At 67.1% G+C, this 15756-nt stretch carries 15 protein-coding genes; 7 read left to right on the top strand and 8 right to left on the bottom strand.

Going from position 1 to position 15756, the window contains the following annotated elements:
- Positions 1-86 precede the first annotated feature (86 nt).
- The gene (locus ACYQOP_RS20435; RefSeq protein WP_461223671.1) at positions 87-440 is read left to right on the top strand and encodes a hypothetical protein; all 354 of its coding nucleotides are present in this window, start codon (positions 87-89) and stop codon (positions 438-440) included.
- A 146-nt stretch (positions 441-586) separates the two neighbouring features.
- Here ACYQOP_RS20435 and queF read toward each other — a convergent pair whose 3' ends face one another.
- Positions 587-1054: a preQ(1) synthase gene (queF, locus tag ACYQOP_RS20430; protein ID WP_056434087.1), complete on the bottom strand. Its 468-nt coding sequence runs from the start codon at positions 1052-1054 to the stop codon at positions 587-589.
- 347 nt (positions 1055-1401) lie between these two features.
- Here queF and eno point away from each other — a divergent pair, with 347 nt between their 5' ends.
- From eno to ACYQOP_RS20415, 3 genes are all read left to right on the top strand, one after another.
- Positions 1402-2691 (top strand): phosphopyruvate hydratase, encoded by a 1290-nt coding sequence (gene eno / locus ACYQOP_RS20425; RefSeq protein ID WP_311274460.1) that lies wholly within the window; start codon positions 1402-1404, stop codon positions 2689-2691.
- 164 nt (positions 2692-2855) lie between these two features.
- Positions 2856-3272 carry a thiol-disulfide oxidoreductase DCC family protein gene (locus ACYQOP_RS20420; protein WP_056434091.1) on the top strand — a complete coding sequence of 139 codons (417 nt, stop codon included), beginning with the start codon at positions 2856-2858 and terminating at the stop codon, positions 3270-3272.
- Between the two features lie 110 nt (positions 3273-3382).
- Positions 3383-4039 carry a DUF1345 domain-containing protein gene (locus ACYQOP_RS20415; protein ID WP_461223670.1) on the top strand — a complete coding sequence of 219 codons (657 nt, stop codon included), beginning with the start codon at positions 3383-3385 and terminating at the stop codon, positions 4037-4039.
- 13 nt (positions 4040-4052) lie between these two features.
- On the opposite strand, the gene ACYQOP_RS20410 is transcribed toward ACYQOP_RS20415, so the two are convergent.
- From ACYQOP_RS20410 to ACYQOP_RS20385, 6 genes are all read right to left on the bottom strand, one after another.
- On the bottom strand, positions 4053-4964 hold the full coding sequence (locus ACYQOP_RS20410) for a WecB/TagA/CpsF family glycosyltransferase (protein ID WP_461223669.1): 912 nt from the start codon (positions 4962-4964) through the stop codon (positions 4053-4055).
- Positions 4961-7054 (bottom strand): GumC family protein, encoded by a 2094-nt coding sequence (locus ACYQOP_RS20405; protein WP_461223668.1) that lies wholly within the window; start codon positions 7052-7054, stop codon positions 4961-4963. Before ACYQOP_RS20405 ends, ACYQOP_RS20410 begins: the two co-directional genes overlap by 4 nt.
- 363 nt (positions 7055-7417) lie before the next feature.
- On the bottom strand, positions 7418-8254 hold the full coding sequence (locus tag ACYQOP_RS20400; RefSeq protein WP_461223667.1) for a polysaccharide deacetylase family protein: 837 nt from the start codon (positions 8252-8254) through the stop codon (positions 7418-7420).
- Entirely contained in the window at positions 8251-9063 is an 813-nt protein-coding gene (locus ACYQOP_RS20395; protein WP_207411333.1) for a class I SAM-dependent methyltransferase, read from the bottom strand. The genes ACYQOP_RS20400 and ACYQOP_RS20395 overlap by 4 nt, the downstream gene beginning before the upstream one ends.
- A 257-nt stretch (positions 9064-9320) precedes the next feature.
- Positions 9321-10373, bottom strand: coding sequence for a DUF6492 family protein (locus tag ACYQOP_RS20390; RefSeq protein ID WP_461223666.1), 1053 nt, complete (start codon positions 10371-10373; stop codon positions 9321-9323).
- A gap of 29 nt (positions 10374-10402) precedes the next feature.
- Positions 10403-11764 (bottom strand): lipopolysaccharide biosynthesis protein, encoded by a 1362-nt coding sequence (locus ACYQOP_RS20385; protein ID WP_056434104.1) that lies wholly within the window; start codon positions 11762-11764, stop codon positions 10403-10405.
- Between the two features lie 369 nt (positions 11765-12133).
- Between ACYQOP_RS20385 and ACYQOP_RS20380 the strand changes: the two genes are divergently transcribed.
- Genes ACYQOP_RS20380 through ACYQOP_RS20370 form a run of 3 tightly spaced genes read left to right on the top strand, consistent with a single transcriptional unit; the run spans position 12134 to position 15541 of the window.
- The gene (locus ACYQOP_RS20380) at positions 12134-13228 is read left to right on the top strand and encodes an endo-1,4-beta-xylanase (protein ID WP_461223665.1); all 1095 of its coding nucleotides are present in this window, start codon (positions 12134-12136) and stop codon (positions 13226-13228) included.
- Entirely contained in the window at positions 13225-14190 is a 966-nt protein-coding gene (locus ACYQOP_RS20375) for a glycosyltransferase (RefSeq protein ID WP_207411330.1), read from the top strand. The genes ACYQOP_RS20380 and ACYQOP_RS20375 overlap by 4 nt, the downstream gene beginning before the upstream one ends.
- A gap of 13 nt (positions 14191-14203) precedes the next feature.
- Complete coding sequence (locus tag ACYQOP_RS20370; protein ID WP_461223664.1) at positions 14204-15541, top strand: O-antigen ligase family protein; 1338 nt, start codon at positions 14204-14206, stop codon at positions 15539-15541.
- Positions 15542-15591: 50 nt separating this feature from the next.
- Here ACYQOP_RS20370 and ACYQOP_RS20365 read toward each other — a convergent pair whose 3' ends face one another.
- A complete protein-coding gene (locus ACYQOP_RS20365) occupies positions 15592-15753 on the bottom strand; it encodes a hypothetical protein (protein WP_207411328.1) in 162 nt (53 codons plus the stop codon).
- Positions 15754-15756: the final 3 nt, after the last annotated feature.

Below are 15756 nucleotides of genomic sequence, written 5' to 3'. Positions count from 1 at the left end.
AATCGTTCGACCAGACGTGACAATGGAACCGACCCGCCCACACTTCGTTGTTTTGGCTTAGGCACAGCGTCGATTTGAGGAGCTCCATGCGCAAGTTCGCACTGATCACAGCCGTCACCCTTTCCCTCGGCGCCATGGCTGCCGGGACGGCAGCGGAAGCCCGTCCCGGACATGGTCACGGCTACGGTCGCGGCGGCCATGGCGGTTATGCCCACGGCGGCTACGGTCATCGTGGCTACGGAAACCGTGGATACGGCAATCGCGGCTACGCCTACGGTGGCGGGCATCGCCGTGGCATCGGGACCGGCGCTGCCGTCGGCCTTGGCATCGCTGGCTTGGCGGCTGGCGCCATCGCAGCCGGCGCCGCCCGCGATTCCTACAACAACAATGGCTATGGCCGTCCGGCCTATGGGCGCCCCGCCTACGGCTACGGCTACTGAACCGAGCTAAGTCACGCGTTCTCGAAGGGCGGCCGGTTTTGACCGGCCGCCTTTTTTCTTGGCCGCTACGATGCCACGCCAGCGTGAGAAGCTGCTACGATGTTCACGCTACAGCCGGAAGATCGTCGAAACGGGCTACGAGCTGATCAGCCGCGCCCGCGATAGGGCGCGATCCCCTGGTCCGGAAGCCAGAGCGTTTTCGGCGGCTCGCCGGTCTGCCAGAACACGTCGATGGGGATACCGCCCCGAGCATTCCAATAGCCACCGATGCGGAAATACCGGGGCTTGAGGAGATCGACGAGCGTCATGCCGATCCCGACCGTGCAATCCTCATGGAATGCGCCGTGATTGCGAAACGAGCCGAGATAGAGCTTCAGAGATTTGGATTCCACGAGCCAAAGGTCCGGCACGTAGTCGATCATCAGGATGCCGAAATCGGGCTGGCCGGTCACGGGACAGATCGAGGTGAATTCGGGGGCGGTGAACCGCGCCAGATAATCCGTTCCCGGATGGGGGTTCGGCACCCGGTCCAGGCGCGCCGTCTCGGGGGAGGCGGGCAGGGGGGTCGGCTGGCCGAGCTGAAGGGATTCGTCGGAGGAGGGTGGGTTGGTCATGTCCGCCGCTATAGCGCAGGCTGCGTGTCAGGGAAACCTCAACCCCGGAATGCTTCATGAAATCAACGGCCTAGTCTCCTAGCTGCAGGGTCTGCCCCAATCTCGGCGGGAGGAGCGGAGTGGGGGACACAACTTGCGAAGCGGAACGTCTCGTAACCTAAGCAAAGATTTCTGACCGACCGGCGAGCTTCATCGGCGAGGGGCGCTTGCCGGATGCGGCACGTTGACGGATAAGCCTGCCCTGTATCAGACCGGTCCATAGGGCGCGCTCGCCGACGGCGCACGCCCGCGGGACGATGACGACATGGCCGGATACCGGCCGCAACATCTTGAGAGCAGGGGCACGCATGACCGCGATCACCAACATCGCCGCCCGCGAGATCCTCGATAGCCGGGGCAACCCGACCGTCGAAGTGGACGTCCTCCTCGAAGACGGCTCCTTCGGCCGAGCCGCCGTGCCGTCCGGCGCCTCCACCGGTGCCCACGAGGCGGTGGAGCTGCGTGACGGTGACAAGGGTCGCTACAGCGGCAAGGGCGTGCGCAAGGCGGTGGCCGCGGTCCGTGGCGATATCCTCGACGCCATCGGCGGCATGGATGCCGAGGATCAGATCGCCGTCGACGAGGCGATGATCGAGCTCGACGGTACCCCCAACAAGGCTCGGCTGGGTGCCAACGCCATCCTCGGCGTATCCCTGGCGGTCGCCAAGGCAGCGGCCGAGACCGCCGGCCTGCCGCTCTACCGCTATGTCGGCGGAACCCAGGGGCGGGTGCTGCCGGTGCCGATGATGAACATCATCAACGGCGGCGCGCATGCCGACAACCCGATCGACTTCCAGGAATTCATGATCATGCCGGTGGGTGCGTCCTCGCTGGCCGAGGCCGTCCGCATGGGCGCCGAAGTGTTCCACACCCTCAAGAGCGCCCTCAAGAAGGCCGGTCACAATACCAATGTCGGCGACGAGGGCGGTTTTGCTCCCAACCTCCCCTCGGCCGAGGCCGGGCTCGACTTCGTGATGGAATCGATCGCCGCGGCCGGCTTCAAGCCCGGCACCGACATCGTGCTGGCGCTGGACTGCGCCGCCACGGAGTTCTTCAAGGACGGTGCCTACCATTACGAAGGCGAGGGCCAGACCCGCTCGATCGAGGCCCAGGTCGATTACCTCGCCAAGCTCGTGGATTCCTACCCGATCCTCTCCATCGAGGACGGGATGTCGGAAGACGACTGGGCCGGCTGGAAGCTTCTGACCGAGAAGGTCGGCAACCGCTGCCAGCTCGTCGGCGACGATCTCTTCGTCACCAACGTCACCCGCCTGTCGCGCGGCATCGCCGAGAACACTGCCAACTCGATCCTCGTGAAGGTCAACCAGATCGGCACCCTCACCGAGACGCTGGCCGCCGTCGATATGGCGCAGCGCGCCGGCTACACCGCCGTGATGTCCCACCGTTCGGGCGAGACGGAGGATTCCACCATCGCCGATCTCGCCGTCGCCACCAATTGCGGGCAGATCAAGACCGGCTCGCTCGCCCGCTCGGACAGATTGGCCAAGTACAACCAGCTCATCCGCATCGAGGAAGGCCTCGGCGCGCAGGGCCGTTACGCCGGCAAGGCCGCGCTCAAGGCCTTCGCCGCCCGCTGAAGCGCGGGGGGCGTCCCGGAACACGGGTGCCCCTCCGTCATCACATCGAAAGACGGCCACACCTCCGCTTCCATCGAGGGTGTGGCCGTTTCGCTCGTATCGGCGTTGCCCCCGGACACGGCCTCCCTCTCCGGAGCCGATGAAGAGAGACGGTACCGCCCACCATGACCCCACCCGCCGCACTGACCGTCTATTACGACGGGGCCTGTCCGCTCTGTTCCGCCGAGATCCGGACCTACCGGCGTAGTCGCGGGGCCGAACGCCTCGCCTTCGTCGACGTCAGCGGCGACGACGCCCCCGCCACGCTCGGCCCCGATCTCAGCCGCGAAGCCGCGCAAGCACGTTTCCACGTCCGGGACGATCAGGGCCGTCTCGCCTCCGGGGCGTCGGGCTTCATCCGGCTCTGGCGCGAGTTGCCCGGCTGGGGCTGGCTCGCAGCCTTCGCGAGTCTGCCCGGCATGCCGATCCTGGCCGAGGCCGCCTATCGCGGGTTCCTGCCCCTGCGCCCTCATCTCGCCAAACTGTTCTCCCGGTTCTCGGGGACCTCCTGCGACACCGCCTGCCGCCCACCCAAGGCGTGATACCAGGCCGTCCGCCGGGCCTCGGTGAGCGCAACTCTCTTCACGGGGATGCGATGACCGCTTGGCGCGATCCGGCGTTATAGCCGGGTGCCGGAGCGCGAGTCCCATCGATGCAGAACCTCATCCAGGCCTTCCTGCTGCGCCCACGGCTTCTCGGGGCGATCGTGTTCGCAGTGGTGCTGTCGGTGGCCCTGCCCTTCGCGTCGCTCTGGACGCGCCTCCTCGTCGGCTGGTGCGTCGGCGTCGTCGTCTACACCGCCCTCGTCATCTGGCGGACCTCGTCCCTGTCGCGGGACGCCCTGCGCCGGGAAGCGTCGCGGCTCGACGACAGCGCACCGGTGATCTCGCTCTTCGCCATCCTGGCGGGGCTCGCGAGTTGCGGCGCCGTGGCGATGCTGGTGATCGGAGGACGGGAGCCGGATGCGCCGCGCCTCGCCCACCTTGCCCTGGCGATCATGACGATGCTCTGCGCCTGGGTCTTCGTGCAGGTGATCTTCACCGTGCATTACGCCCATCTCTATTACGGCGAGGTCGACGAGGGTCGGAACCGTGGCGGAATCGACTTTCCCGGCGGAGAGGAGCCGGATTTCTGGGACTTCCTCTACTTCTCCGTCACCATCGGGGCGACCTCACAGACCTCCGATACCGACATCACCAGTAAGGCGTTCCGCCGGATCGTGACGGCGCAGACGATCTACGCCTACCTGTTCAACACCAGCGTCCTGGCTCTGGCGGTGAACATGGCCGCGGGCTTCGCCCAGCAGTGAACCTCGAAAGGGGTCAGGCCCCCTTCACCCGTGTCACGACACGATCGCCGTCATCGGTCGCGGTTCGGACGATCGTCTGGCCGTGATCGGCTTGGCCGTCACTCGCCCGGTTGTCTCTCGCCTTGTCTCGACGCGTCCGCCAGCGATCGCCGCTGCGTGTGAGCATGAGGTAGAGCGAGTGCGGATTGGTGAGGAAGTAGCGCCAGAACAGGCGCCGGGGCTCCTGCAGCAACCGCCAGAACCATTCGAAACCGATCCGCTGGACCCAGGCCGGTGCCCGGCTGCGGCTTCCGGAGAGAAAGTTGAACAGGCCGCCCGACGTCTTGATGAGGGCGACGTTCCGCAAAAGCGGACCGTGATCGCGCACGAAGGCCTGCTCGCGCGGCACCCCCAGGGCGATCCAGAGAATGTCCGGCGCCAGGGCGTCGATTTCGGCGACCTTGGCGGCCAACGCGTCGCCCACGAGGTAGCCATGGTGGTGACCGACGATGCGCAGCCCTGGATACAGGCGCTGTGTCGTCGCCACCGCCGCGCGGTTCTCGTTCTCGGTGGCGCCATAGAGATAGAAGGTCACGCCTTCCGCCAGAGCCTTGCGGGCGACCTCGTGATAGAGGTCGGTGGTGGCGACCCGTTCGGGCAGGGCCCGGTCCCCGACGAAGCGGGACATGGTCACCATCGGCTGTCCGTCGGCGCTGATGACATCCGCCATGTCCATCAGCCGGGCGAACTCAATGTCGCGTGCGTGCCGTGACATCACCTCGCCATTGGCCGAGGTGAAGTAGAGGGGCGTTCCGGGGCGCGGATGACGGCGCACGGCCTCGGTCATCAGATTCACGGTCTCCCGCATTCCCAGAGCCGCGATCGATACGCCGCCGAGAGAGGTCAGGGGAACCGGTTCGGGCAGAACCGGAGACGGTGTCGTCATCGTGCCCCTCCGATCAGCGCGGCAGCGCCGGACACGCTGAACGATGCGGCAGAGGCACGCTTGACCGATGGACGTTGTCCCGGATCGGGTTTGTCGAAAGGCTTCTTCGGGGCCTGCTCGGGCTCGGGACGGGAGACGGTTCTAGGCACCTGTACCGGCTCCGACGGACCCTTTGGCTCCACTCGGACGGGGGGCTCGATGGCCGGCCTGGTCTCCGGGTCCTTGGCGTTGCCACGGATGAAAGCCATCGCCGACCGCCGCGGATCTGGCAGATCGGGCGCGCGGAAGGCGGGCGGGCTCACCGGGATGCGTCTATCCTTCGGAATACCCGCCGGAATCGGTGCCTCGGCCGAACGGGGCATCTCGACCAGCTTGGATTCGCGGCGCGGCTTGGATTCGCGGCGCGGCTCGGTTTCGCGGCGCGGCTCGGTTTCGCGGCGCGGCTCGGTTTCGCGGCGCGGCTCGGGCGGCCGGGCGGGAATGGGAGCGGGGGCGGGGGCGGGGCCCGCAACCTGCGCCGGATTGAAGGCTTGGACCGGCTCCGACACGGGAGCCCGCTTGAAAGCCTGGGCCATCTTGGGAGCCGGCTCCGGCTCTCGTGCCGGAGCGGCGGCCTTCACCGCCATGGGGGGCTCAGCGACCCTGGGCCCACGGACAGGGTCCGACCGGCCGAACCGGGCCCAATCGTCGAGCAGGGCGAGGAGAATGCCGAGGCCGAGCCCCGCCAGGAGTCCCATCGCCATCAGCGTCCGCGCCGGGGGCGGGAAGCTGCGCATGATCGGCTTCGTCGCCGGAGAGACGACCCGGGCATTGCCCATGTCGAGATAGGCCTGCTGGCCTGTCTCGCGCGAGCGGGTGAGGAAGGCTTCGTAGACCGAGCGGCTGGCCTCGGCCTCCCGTTCGAGTTCCCGCAGGCGGATCGACGCCTGGGCGAGACCGACCGTGCGGCCCTTGGCCTGATCGAAGTTCTTCTCCAGGGCCGATGCGGTAGCCCGCGCCTTGGCGAGGTCGGTCTGCGCCGCCTGTGCGAAACGGGAGACCTCCTGATCGATGGAGCGGCGCGCCTGGGCGACCTGCTTGACCATGGAGGAGACGGAAGGATGCCGCGGCCCGAGCTCGTTGGTAAGCTCGGCCTGACGCCGGGTGAGGTCCGCGTATTGGCTGCGCAGGGCAGCCACGGTCTGCGAGGAGAGGATATCGTCCGTCGCCCCGGCATCCAGCCCGGCGCGGGTAATGCGCTGGCTCTGTTCGACGCGGGCCTGCGCCTCGACCACCCGAGCGCGGGCGGCGGCGAGCTGCGCGTTGATCTGCGTCAGCTGCTGATCGCTCACGAGGGCGTCGCGGGTGCCGACGAGCCCGGTCTCGGCACGATAGGCCTGAACCCGATTCTCCGCGGCGTTGAGCGCGGTGCGCAATTCGCCGAGCCGCGCCGTGAGTCCGGAATTGGCGCGGTTGGCGGCCTCCGTCCGGGCGGCGGCATCCTCGGCGAGATAGGCGGCCACCACCGCGTTGGCGAGGCGCGCAGCCTTCGCCGCATCCCGCGCCCAGACCGAGACGTCGATCACGTAGGTCCGCCCGGTTCGGCGCACGGAGATGCGCTGCTGCAGGAGCCCGACCGCCGCATTCGCGTCGCCCTCGTCATCCGAAGGCGCATCCTGACTTCCGAACCCCAGGGCAGCGACGACCTTCGAGACCATCCCGCCCGACGCGGCCGTGAATTCGTCGTCCCTGGTGAGGCCGGTGGCATCGACGACCCGGCGCAGCACGCTGCTCGAGGTGATGAGACGGGTCTGGCTCTCCACCACGCTCTGGTAGGCGTTGGAATCCTGGCCGCCGGTGGTCAGTTCGCGGGAGACGAGGTTCAGGTCGCGCGGGTCGATATAGATCTGCGCCTCGGCGGTGTAGCGCGGGCTCAGCAGCTTTCCCCCGACGAGGCCGATCCCGGCCAGGACGAGCGCGCAGGCGAAGATCCAGACGATGCGTCGGCGCAAGGCCGAGAAGACACCCCCGACGGAGAGGCGATAGCCGTCGCGTACCGGCTCGACCGGGCCGGGCCTGCCGGATGCAGGGGGATCGTCGTAGACCAACATCAATCGCCTCCCACCATCACGGAGTTCCGAGAAGACACGAGCCCCGGCGCGCCCCGGGATTGCTGGTGTGACGATCCCGCTTCGGTCCGTTCGTGTCCCGAGCCGGCACAGTCCGTAGAGCGCGCGGCCGAATGCACGAGGGAATAGCAACTGCGAGTCCAAATTAGATTAAATTCTCAGGCGGCCTTCAACGAATGCGCAACAACGCGGAACGATGATGAATCACGTCTTTACACCTCCCGCCGGAATTGGATGGGACGCCTGAAGACACGCCTTCGTCATGGCACCGGACAGGACAAGAAGCCTCGGATGCGGGCGGGCTCACGCGTCGCGTGGACCGTTCTTCGAGAGCTGCGTCGAGGTCTAGCCCGAAAGGCAGGATGCCTCTTCCACGGGGCGCCGTTCCCCAGCGATGCCAAGGGCCCGCGCTATCCCCTCCGCCATCGAGACCACCGGGATGCCGCGCCGGTTCGCGGCCAGGAGAGTGGCCTCGAGCAAGGCGGGGGAGCAGCCGTAGGGGCTTGCCCCCTCGGTCACGTCATGGCCGAAAAAGATCACCCAGCCGTTACGGGCCACCGCCTCGTCCATCAGACGCGCGAGGAGAACGGCGTCGAGGCAGCGGTCGAAGAGCGGGTTGGCGCGCAGGAAATAGCGGTCGATGCGTCCGGCATTCAGGCCCGGCATGATGCTGCGGCCGGATCCATAGGTCCGGCTCAGCACGCGCTTTGCGGCCAGCGACGCATAGCCGTAGGGAAAGGCGAAATTCTCCAGCACCAGTCCCGGCACGAGGGAAGCGAGCGCATCCCGGTTACGCCGGAGATCCGCGGCGAAGCGCGGTGCGTCGAGGGTGGGCACGAGGCGGTGATCATGAGTATGGCAACCGATTTCGTGCCCGCGGCAATGGATCTCCGCCAAGGCCTCGGCCCCTGCGACCCGCCAATGCTCGGTGGCGGTGCCGAGGAGGGTGCGGGAGACGTAGAACGTGCCTTTCACGCCATGGTCGTCGAGGAGGGCAGCGCCCGTCTCGCAGGCACTGTCCGGCACGTCGTCGAACGTGACGCTCACCATCGGGCCAGGCAGGCGGGGAAGTAAGGGCGCGGACGGGATATGCCGCGACAGACGATGGGAGAGCCGCGCCCGGAAGGAGAGCTGCGCCTTGAGTTCGGTCACGTCGCGATCGAGGATGGCGTCGGGGGTCATTGCGGTGTCGGATGCCCGGACCGCTTGCGCAGCACCAGGTGATAATCACCGCGCTGCAGGTTGAAGCGCCGCCCCGTCACCCTGTTCACCACATCGGTCACGCCGTCGGTGAAGGCGGCGAGGCGCGGACGGCATATCCGCATCTCCGCATAGCGCGGGCTCTCGTAGACATGTTCGTAGATCGGCTCGAGCCCGAGGCGATCGAGGAACGGCTTCAGCCGGGCCGGCAGGACGAGCGGGTGATAATGGACTGGAAATGGAGGTTCGCCCGGCTCGCCCGCCCGCTCGTGACCGCGGATATGGCGGTAGAACCAGACGTGGAACCAATGCGGCGAATATTTCGTCACGAGGCCGGAGAGCGACCGCGGATGCGGTGCGCCGATCAGCAGGAGACCGCCGGGCTTCAGGCATTCGGCGAAGCGCTCCATCGCCGCGCCGACATCGGGCAGATGCTCGATGACGTTGTAGCTCGTCACGAGGTCGAAGGTCAGGGGCGTGAAACGGTGGGTCTGGACGTCGCCGCAGATCACCGTATCGGCATAGGCGTTGTTGCTCACCTGGGTCGGGTCGATATCGACCACGGTCACGCGGGAGCGGCGCAGCACCGAGACCGGAAGATAGGAGGATGCTCCGCCGCCGGCCTCGTAGACCGAGACCTCGCCCGCCGGAAGCAGTTCCTCGAGAATTTCGTGGACCTTCGCGAGGCTGAACCCGGCCTCGCCCGCCGGCATCTCCGTGTCCTGGTGGAGATCCTCCCGCCCGACCTGCCCCGCCATGGAGGCGGTGTCGTCCTGTGCCGTGGCCTTCATGCTCCGTCTCTATTCCGTCGTGATGGGGCGAGACGGAAGCGAAGACTTCTGCGAGGGCATGGGAGAGAATCCGCCTTCCGGAAAGTGCGTCGACCGTGCTCTCGCACATGACACGGCAAATCTTACTTTTCCAAGTACCGGGCACGGGGAAACGTATTAGCGCGCCTGTCGGTCCCCTTCATCATTCATCACCCGCGAGGGATTTGCCTCGGCGTGCGATATGCCTCAGCAAGTCGAGGCGCGGGCGGAATGAGGCTTCAGGCCGCTTCCGTCCGCAGCTTGGGACGCTCTTCTCCACCCTCGGCACGGAACGCGTCGATACTGGCGCGGATCGTGGAGAGCGGCGTCGATCCGAAGGACTGGATGCAGAAGGCCCGCTCCGTCGGCGTGGCGACGTCCAGCATCGCCAGGATGTCGGCCTCGCTCAGGGCGTCGTCGTCCCAATGGGTCCGGCAGAAGCTCTGCGTCGTCACCGCATGCCGCGCCATGACCGAGGGCGTGTTAGTGACGAAGGTGCCGTAGATCATGTATTCTGAAAAGTGACGGTCCCGGCACAGGGCGGCGACCCAGCCACGGCCGGTCACCGCCTCGATCCGGTCGGTCATCGCCCGTGTCGTTGCCTGGTCCCAGATGATGATCTGGTCGATGTAATCGTCGGCGGGTACGCTTTGCGGCTTGGTGGCGAGGAGCCGGCTCGCGGTGCCGAGCCATTGGATGTGGCGTGGCCGGTTGGCTCCGACACCGCCGGGATGGACGTGGAACGGCGTCGGATTGGGCTCGGCCAAGGCGGCGAGGTCGAAGTCCCGGAAGAAGCAGACGTCGGAATCGATCAGGCAGTAGCGTGCCTCCGGCAGCCTGCGCGTGGCCTCGATTTTGACGAACTGCTGGATGTGCCAGCCGCTGACCGGCTTGCCGAACGGCGTGAGCCAGTAGCGGAGCCGGCGCCGACGCAGGAACGGGATCGGCCTGATCCACCAGGGCAGGAACTGCGACTGCGGCAGGATCCGCCGGTCGGGACGGGCAAAGCGCGCAAACAGCGCCACGTCCCTGTCGTCGACGAGGACGTAATGGCAGCCGCGCGACGCCGCGTGCCGATCGATGCTCTCGAACAGCAGGGCGCATCGTTCCAGATCGCCCCGGTGGCTGAGGGTGATCAGGCCCACCGTCTCGGCTCGGTCCTGCTCGGCCCGGCCCTGCTCCGCGGCTGCGAAGGCACGATCTCCGGTCTCGGCCTTCATGCGCACCTCCTCCGATCCGCCGCCCTTCATGGGGGGGACCGATGCGCCGGGAAGGGTGAAGGCTTCCGTCATCGGACCGCGCCTGTCATGCGATGTCGCGATCACGGTGCCGTGTTCCGCCACAAAAGACCGTAGAGGGTAAAGAAGGAGAACGCGTAGATCGCGACATAGATCGCGTTCAGCCACAGGCTCCACTGCGCCGGATCGGGAAGCGCCGTGAGAAGCAGGGCGAAGCCCAGAGCCTTGAGGGCGATGAGGGTCGCGGTGACGCCCGCGCGCAACCCCATCCGACCGAAGGCGAAGAACAACTCGCCATGAAATTCCAGGAGATTGCGCACCGCCGGCACGGCGACGATGACGGCGAGCATGCCGTAGGCCGCCGATACGTTAGGGCCGAGAAGGTCGGGGCGGATGTGCAGGACCGCGACCATGAAGACGAGGGCGCCGGTCGAGACGACCGCCACCATCGCTTCCACCTTCAGAGATTCGCGCAGGCTCGCCCGGGTGGCGCGGCCGGCCTGGATGAGCTTACGCGAATACATCATGAACATCGGCCGCAATGGCACGCCCGTGAAATCGATGAGCCGCATCGAGATCGCGTAGATACCCGCCATGCGCTCGCCGGCCAGCGTCAGGACGATGAGTTTGTCGATCTCGCCCTGAGCGAGGAACATGAAATAGGAGGCGGCAAAGAGCAGTCCGTCGCGCAGCCGGCCCTTGAGCAGCGCCGCGCGGAACCGCATCCGCGTGCGCGGATGGAAGCGGATGGCGAGGACGACGACCGAGACCGCGTTGCCGACGAGATAGTAGACGGCCCAGGTTTCGGCGTTGCCGCCGCCCGCAGCCCAGAACGCCACGGCGGCGGCGGCGCGGAAGCCGATGGGAAGCGACATCACCGTCGCCGCCGCGGCGTAGCGGCCGAGCCCGTTATTGACCTGGACCAGGAGCTCGATCTGGCGCCACAGCGCCACCTCGACCACGATGATCGCCAGGTAGCCGGGCAGGGCGATCACGTCCCGGAACAGAAACGCGTAGAGAGCCAGCGAGAGGCCGAACATGATCGGCAGGGCGAGTCCGAAACAGGCATAGTAGACGGCGAGATATCCCCCCATCGACGAACGCCTTCCGGCGGCCGACCGCATCACGAAGGATTGGAAGCCGAACCCCGCCAGACAGCCGATCATCACGCCCGCCGCCGAGACGGAGGCGAAGACCCCCATTTCGGCGAGGCTCAAGGTGTTGGCGAGAACCAGGAAATAGACCATCTGAAGCACGAGGCGCCCACCCGCCCCGGCCAGAAGCTGGCCGTAACCGATCAGCACGGTGCGGTGGGTCGCCCACGCGCCGGCGACGAGACGCATGGGCGTGCGATGCAACTCTCCGATGCGGCGTCCCACACCGGGTCGCCCGGCAGGGAGCGCCGGCGCGACGGGCGTCGGATTTCGGGACAGTTGGGCGGTCATGGCCGAGGCTTCCGCAGGGCCCGTGCCATGGCGCGGGAAAGAGAAGGGCCAGGCTCCGTCCGGAGCGGTCGGGCCGGAGCGATGTCCTATCCTCGAGAACGGGGCGCCGTCATGTCCTGGTGATCGGCGTATTCCTGCCGAGGGCACAAGTTCTGGTGAACACCACGTCCTGATGGACCCATAGGTCTCGGCTGTCCGATCGCGGGAGGCATCCCACAAGGATGGATGCATCGCAGGGTCATCCGTGACGGATACCATTCCCTGTTCGGCCCAGAACCTGTGTACGGACCTGAACTTGCAGAACTCCCCACCATCTCCCGGCGGGATGTGCCGTTTTGGGCGACTTCTCACTCTTCCCAGGATCTCGGCATGAAACAGGGCCCTCCCCATCGCCGGACCATCCTCAAGGGAGCGCTGGGCGGCATCCTTGGGCTGGAAGGCGCGCTCGGGCTGGAAGGCGCGCTCGCCCATAGCGCCGCCGTCGCCTCTCCGCGCAAGATCCCGTTCGGGGCGGCGGTTCGCGGGGACGCTCTCGCGGCGGATGCGGGCTATCGCGCCGCCCTGGCGGAGAGGTGCCGCTTGCTGGTCCCGGAGGGCAGCCTGAAATGGCCGGTCCTGCGGCCCAACCGGGAAACGTTCGATTTCGGGGATGCCGACACGATCGCCGCCTTCGCCCGTAGCAACGGACTCGGCCTGCGGGGTCACACCCTGGCCTGGTACGGCGGCATGCCCGCCTGGGCGGAGGCGATCACGAGCCCCGTCGAGGCCGAATGGGTGCTGACCAGCCATATCGAAGCGGTGGTCTCCCGCTATCGCGGCTTCATCGGATCCTGGGATGTGGTGAACGAGCCGATGCCCGAAAATCCGGTCTCGCCACGGGACTTGCGCTCCTTCGTCTGGACGAAGACCCTCGGCGCCGAGTACATCCCCATCGCCTTCAAGGCGGCTCATGCCGCCGATCCGGCCGCCCGGCTCGTCCTCAACGAATACGACATCGAATTCGTCGGACCGCGCTTCGCCATGCGCCGAGCCGGCATCCTCGCCATCGCACGCTCCCTCGTCGATCGAGGTATCCCGATTCATGCCATCGGATTGCAGGCCCATCTGTTCGCGGATCGGGAGATCGACCGCGACGGCCTCCAGGCTTTCCTGCGGGAGATCAAGGCGCTGAAGCTCGACGTTCTGGTCACCGAACTCGATGTGATCGACGTGGGACTGCCGACCGACGCCGCCACCCGAGATGCGATGATCGCGCGCAAGGCGGCCGATTTCCTCCAAGCGGTGAACGAGGTGACGCCGCCGAGCGCGGTCCTTACCTGGGGTATTACGGATCGTTATACCTGGGTACCGATATACTTCACCCGACCCGACGGCACGGCGAACCGGCCGCTCCCCCTGGATTCCGACCTGAGGCCCAAGCCGCTGATGACCGTGATTGAGCGCTTCACCGGAAGCGCGTCGTGAAGGCGCGCGCCAATCCATTCGACGCGGTGGTCTGCGTCCCGACCTTCAAACGGCCGGAGCACCTCGTCCAGACCCTCGCCTCCCTGGCGCGCCAGCGGACCGGCCTCCGCTTCGCCGTCGTGGTGGTGGACAACGACGGCGCGTCGCAGGCCGGCTTGGCGGCCGCCGAGGCGGTGTTCGCGAAGGGACCGCTCCAGGGCCAATGCGTGGTCGAGCAGCGCCAGGGCAATTGCTCGGCGATCAACCGGGCCTTCACCACTGCCCTCGCGGCCTATCCCGACACCCGTTATTTCCTGATGATCGACGACGACGAGCTGGCACAGCCCGACTGGCTGGAGCGCATGGTGGCCACGGCGCAGCGCACGGGGGTCGGCATCGTCGGCGGCCCGGTGATCCCGCGCTTCGAACCGGGAACACGGCCCGGCCTCGACAACCACCCCGCCTTCGCCCCCGCCTATGACAAGAGCGGGCCGGTTCCGGTGATCTACGGCAGCGGCAATTGCCTGATTACGCGGCGCACCTTCGCGCTGATGGGAGCTCCACCCTTCGACACGAGCTACAATTTCCTCGGCGGCGGCGACACCGACTTCTTCACCCGTGCCCGCCGCTCCGGTGTGACCTTCTACTGGGAGGCGGATGCGGTCATCACCGAGACGGTGCCTCTCGCCCGCACGCGGACGGGATGGCTCGCCGCACGCGGCCTGCGGATCGGGGCCGTCAATTACCGGATCGAGCGCAAGCATGCGCAGGGCAGTCTTGGTCTCGTGACCCTGGCCGGCAAATCCTTCGCCATCCTCGGGGTCTCGTTCGGACGCGCCATCCTCAATCTGGTCCGGACACGGGAACCCACCATCGCCCTGCACCCGATCCTCGTGGCCCTCGGGCGCTGCTTCGCGGCCCTGGGCATCGAACCGCAGCCCTACCGCGCCAGCACCCCGCGCCTGCGGACTCGCGGGAGATGAAGGAGGCGGGTCGATGAAGACGGGGGCAATCGGAGTGCCGGTATCGGGGGCAGCGCCCGGGGGATGGCGCCGCCTGCAGGCGGTACTCGCTGACACGCCCGCCATCCTCATCGCGCGGAAGGTCGTCTTCCTCGCTGTCCTGCTGCTCAGCTGGATCTCTCTCAAACCGTTCCAGGATCTCAGCAATCCGGACGTTCTGGAACTCGCCACGGGGCGGGAGGGGCTCACCTATGCGAGCTTCGGCCTTTTCGCGCTGCTGTGCCACGCCCTGACTCTCCCGGCTCACGCCAAAGCCTTGCGCGGCTTCGCCTCGCCCTGGTTCCTGGCGCTCGGAGCCTGGCTCGCCGTCAATGTCGTTCTGTCACAGGATCCCATGACGTCGGTCAAGCGCCTGACCCTGGCGGGCTCCGTGATGCTGGCGGCCGCCTGCCTGCCCTTGCTGGCGCGGTCGCGGAACGATCTGCGCAACCTCCTCGCCATCGCCTCCCTGCTGCTGCTGGGCGCATGCTATCTCGGCATGCTGCTCGCGCCGGACCTTGCCATCCATCAGGCGAAGGACGTGGGCGAGCCCATGCTCGCGGGCAATTGGCGCGGCGTGTTCGGCCATAAGAACAGTGCGGCGGCGGTCATGGCCATGCTGGTCTTCATCGGCATCGCCGTGGCGCGTTCGGGGCTCGTGACGGTGGGCCTCGTCATCGTCGCCCTGTCGGGGCTGTTCCTCCTCGGCTCGGAAGGCAAGAGCGCGACGGCGCTCCTGGTGGCTTCGCTGGCGATCACGGGCCTGTTCGGCGTCATCCGTTCGCTCGCGGGCCGAATCCTCCTCACGCTGGTTCCGCTCTTCACGATCAACCTATTCAGCGTCGGCACGGTGGTGAGCGAGCCCCTGGCCGCCATCGTGCGGGCTCTGCCCGTGGATTCCACCTTCACCGGCCGGACCGATGTGTGGCAGTTCGCCATCGAGGCCCTCACGGCGCGTCCGCTCACCGGCTACGGCTTCTCGGCATTCTGGAACAACGTCACCGTGCGCGCCGCGTCCGATGACGGGTCGAGCTGGGCCGGATACGCCTCGCACAGCCACAACAGCTACCTCGACACCGCCGTCACCCTGGGCCTGCCCGGGCTGGTCCTGGTACTCGCGATCTTCGTCGCCGCCCCCCTGCGGGACGTGATGAGGATCGAAGCGAACGGCCGGGCCGACCCGCTGGTGACGATGTTCGTGCAGGTCTGGCTCTTCGGCCTGCTGCTCTCCTGCATGGAGAGCTTCTTCTTCGATGGAGGAGACCCGGTCTGGGTCACCTTCCTGATCTCCGTCTTCGGTCTGCGCTACCTCGCCCGTTTCCGCAGCGCGTGAAACGCCCGGGGGCGTCTCAGCCCGAAAGTGGGCCGCCCTGTCCGGCAGTCTCAGAACTCGATGATGCCGACGGCCCAGCCGCCGAGAGTCATCAGCGCGCCGAACCAGAGCAGGGTCGCGACGCAGCCGACGACCAGCCCTCCGACCGCCCAATGCGCGGACCAGCCGGTCTTGTTCTCATACGGCACGGTGCCTGGATCAGATTGGGTCATGGC

This window comes from Methylobacterium sp. CM6247, assembly GCF_054817925.1.
Note: the sequence above shows the minus strand (reverse complement) of the source record. Positions and strands in the feature narration are given on the sequence as shown.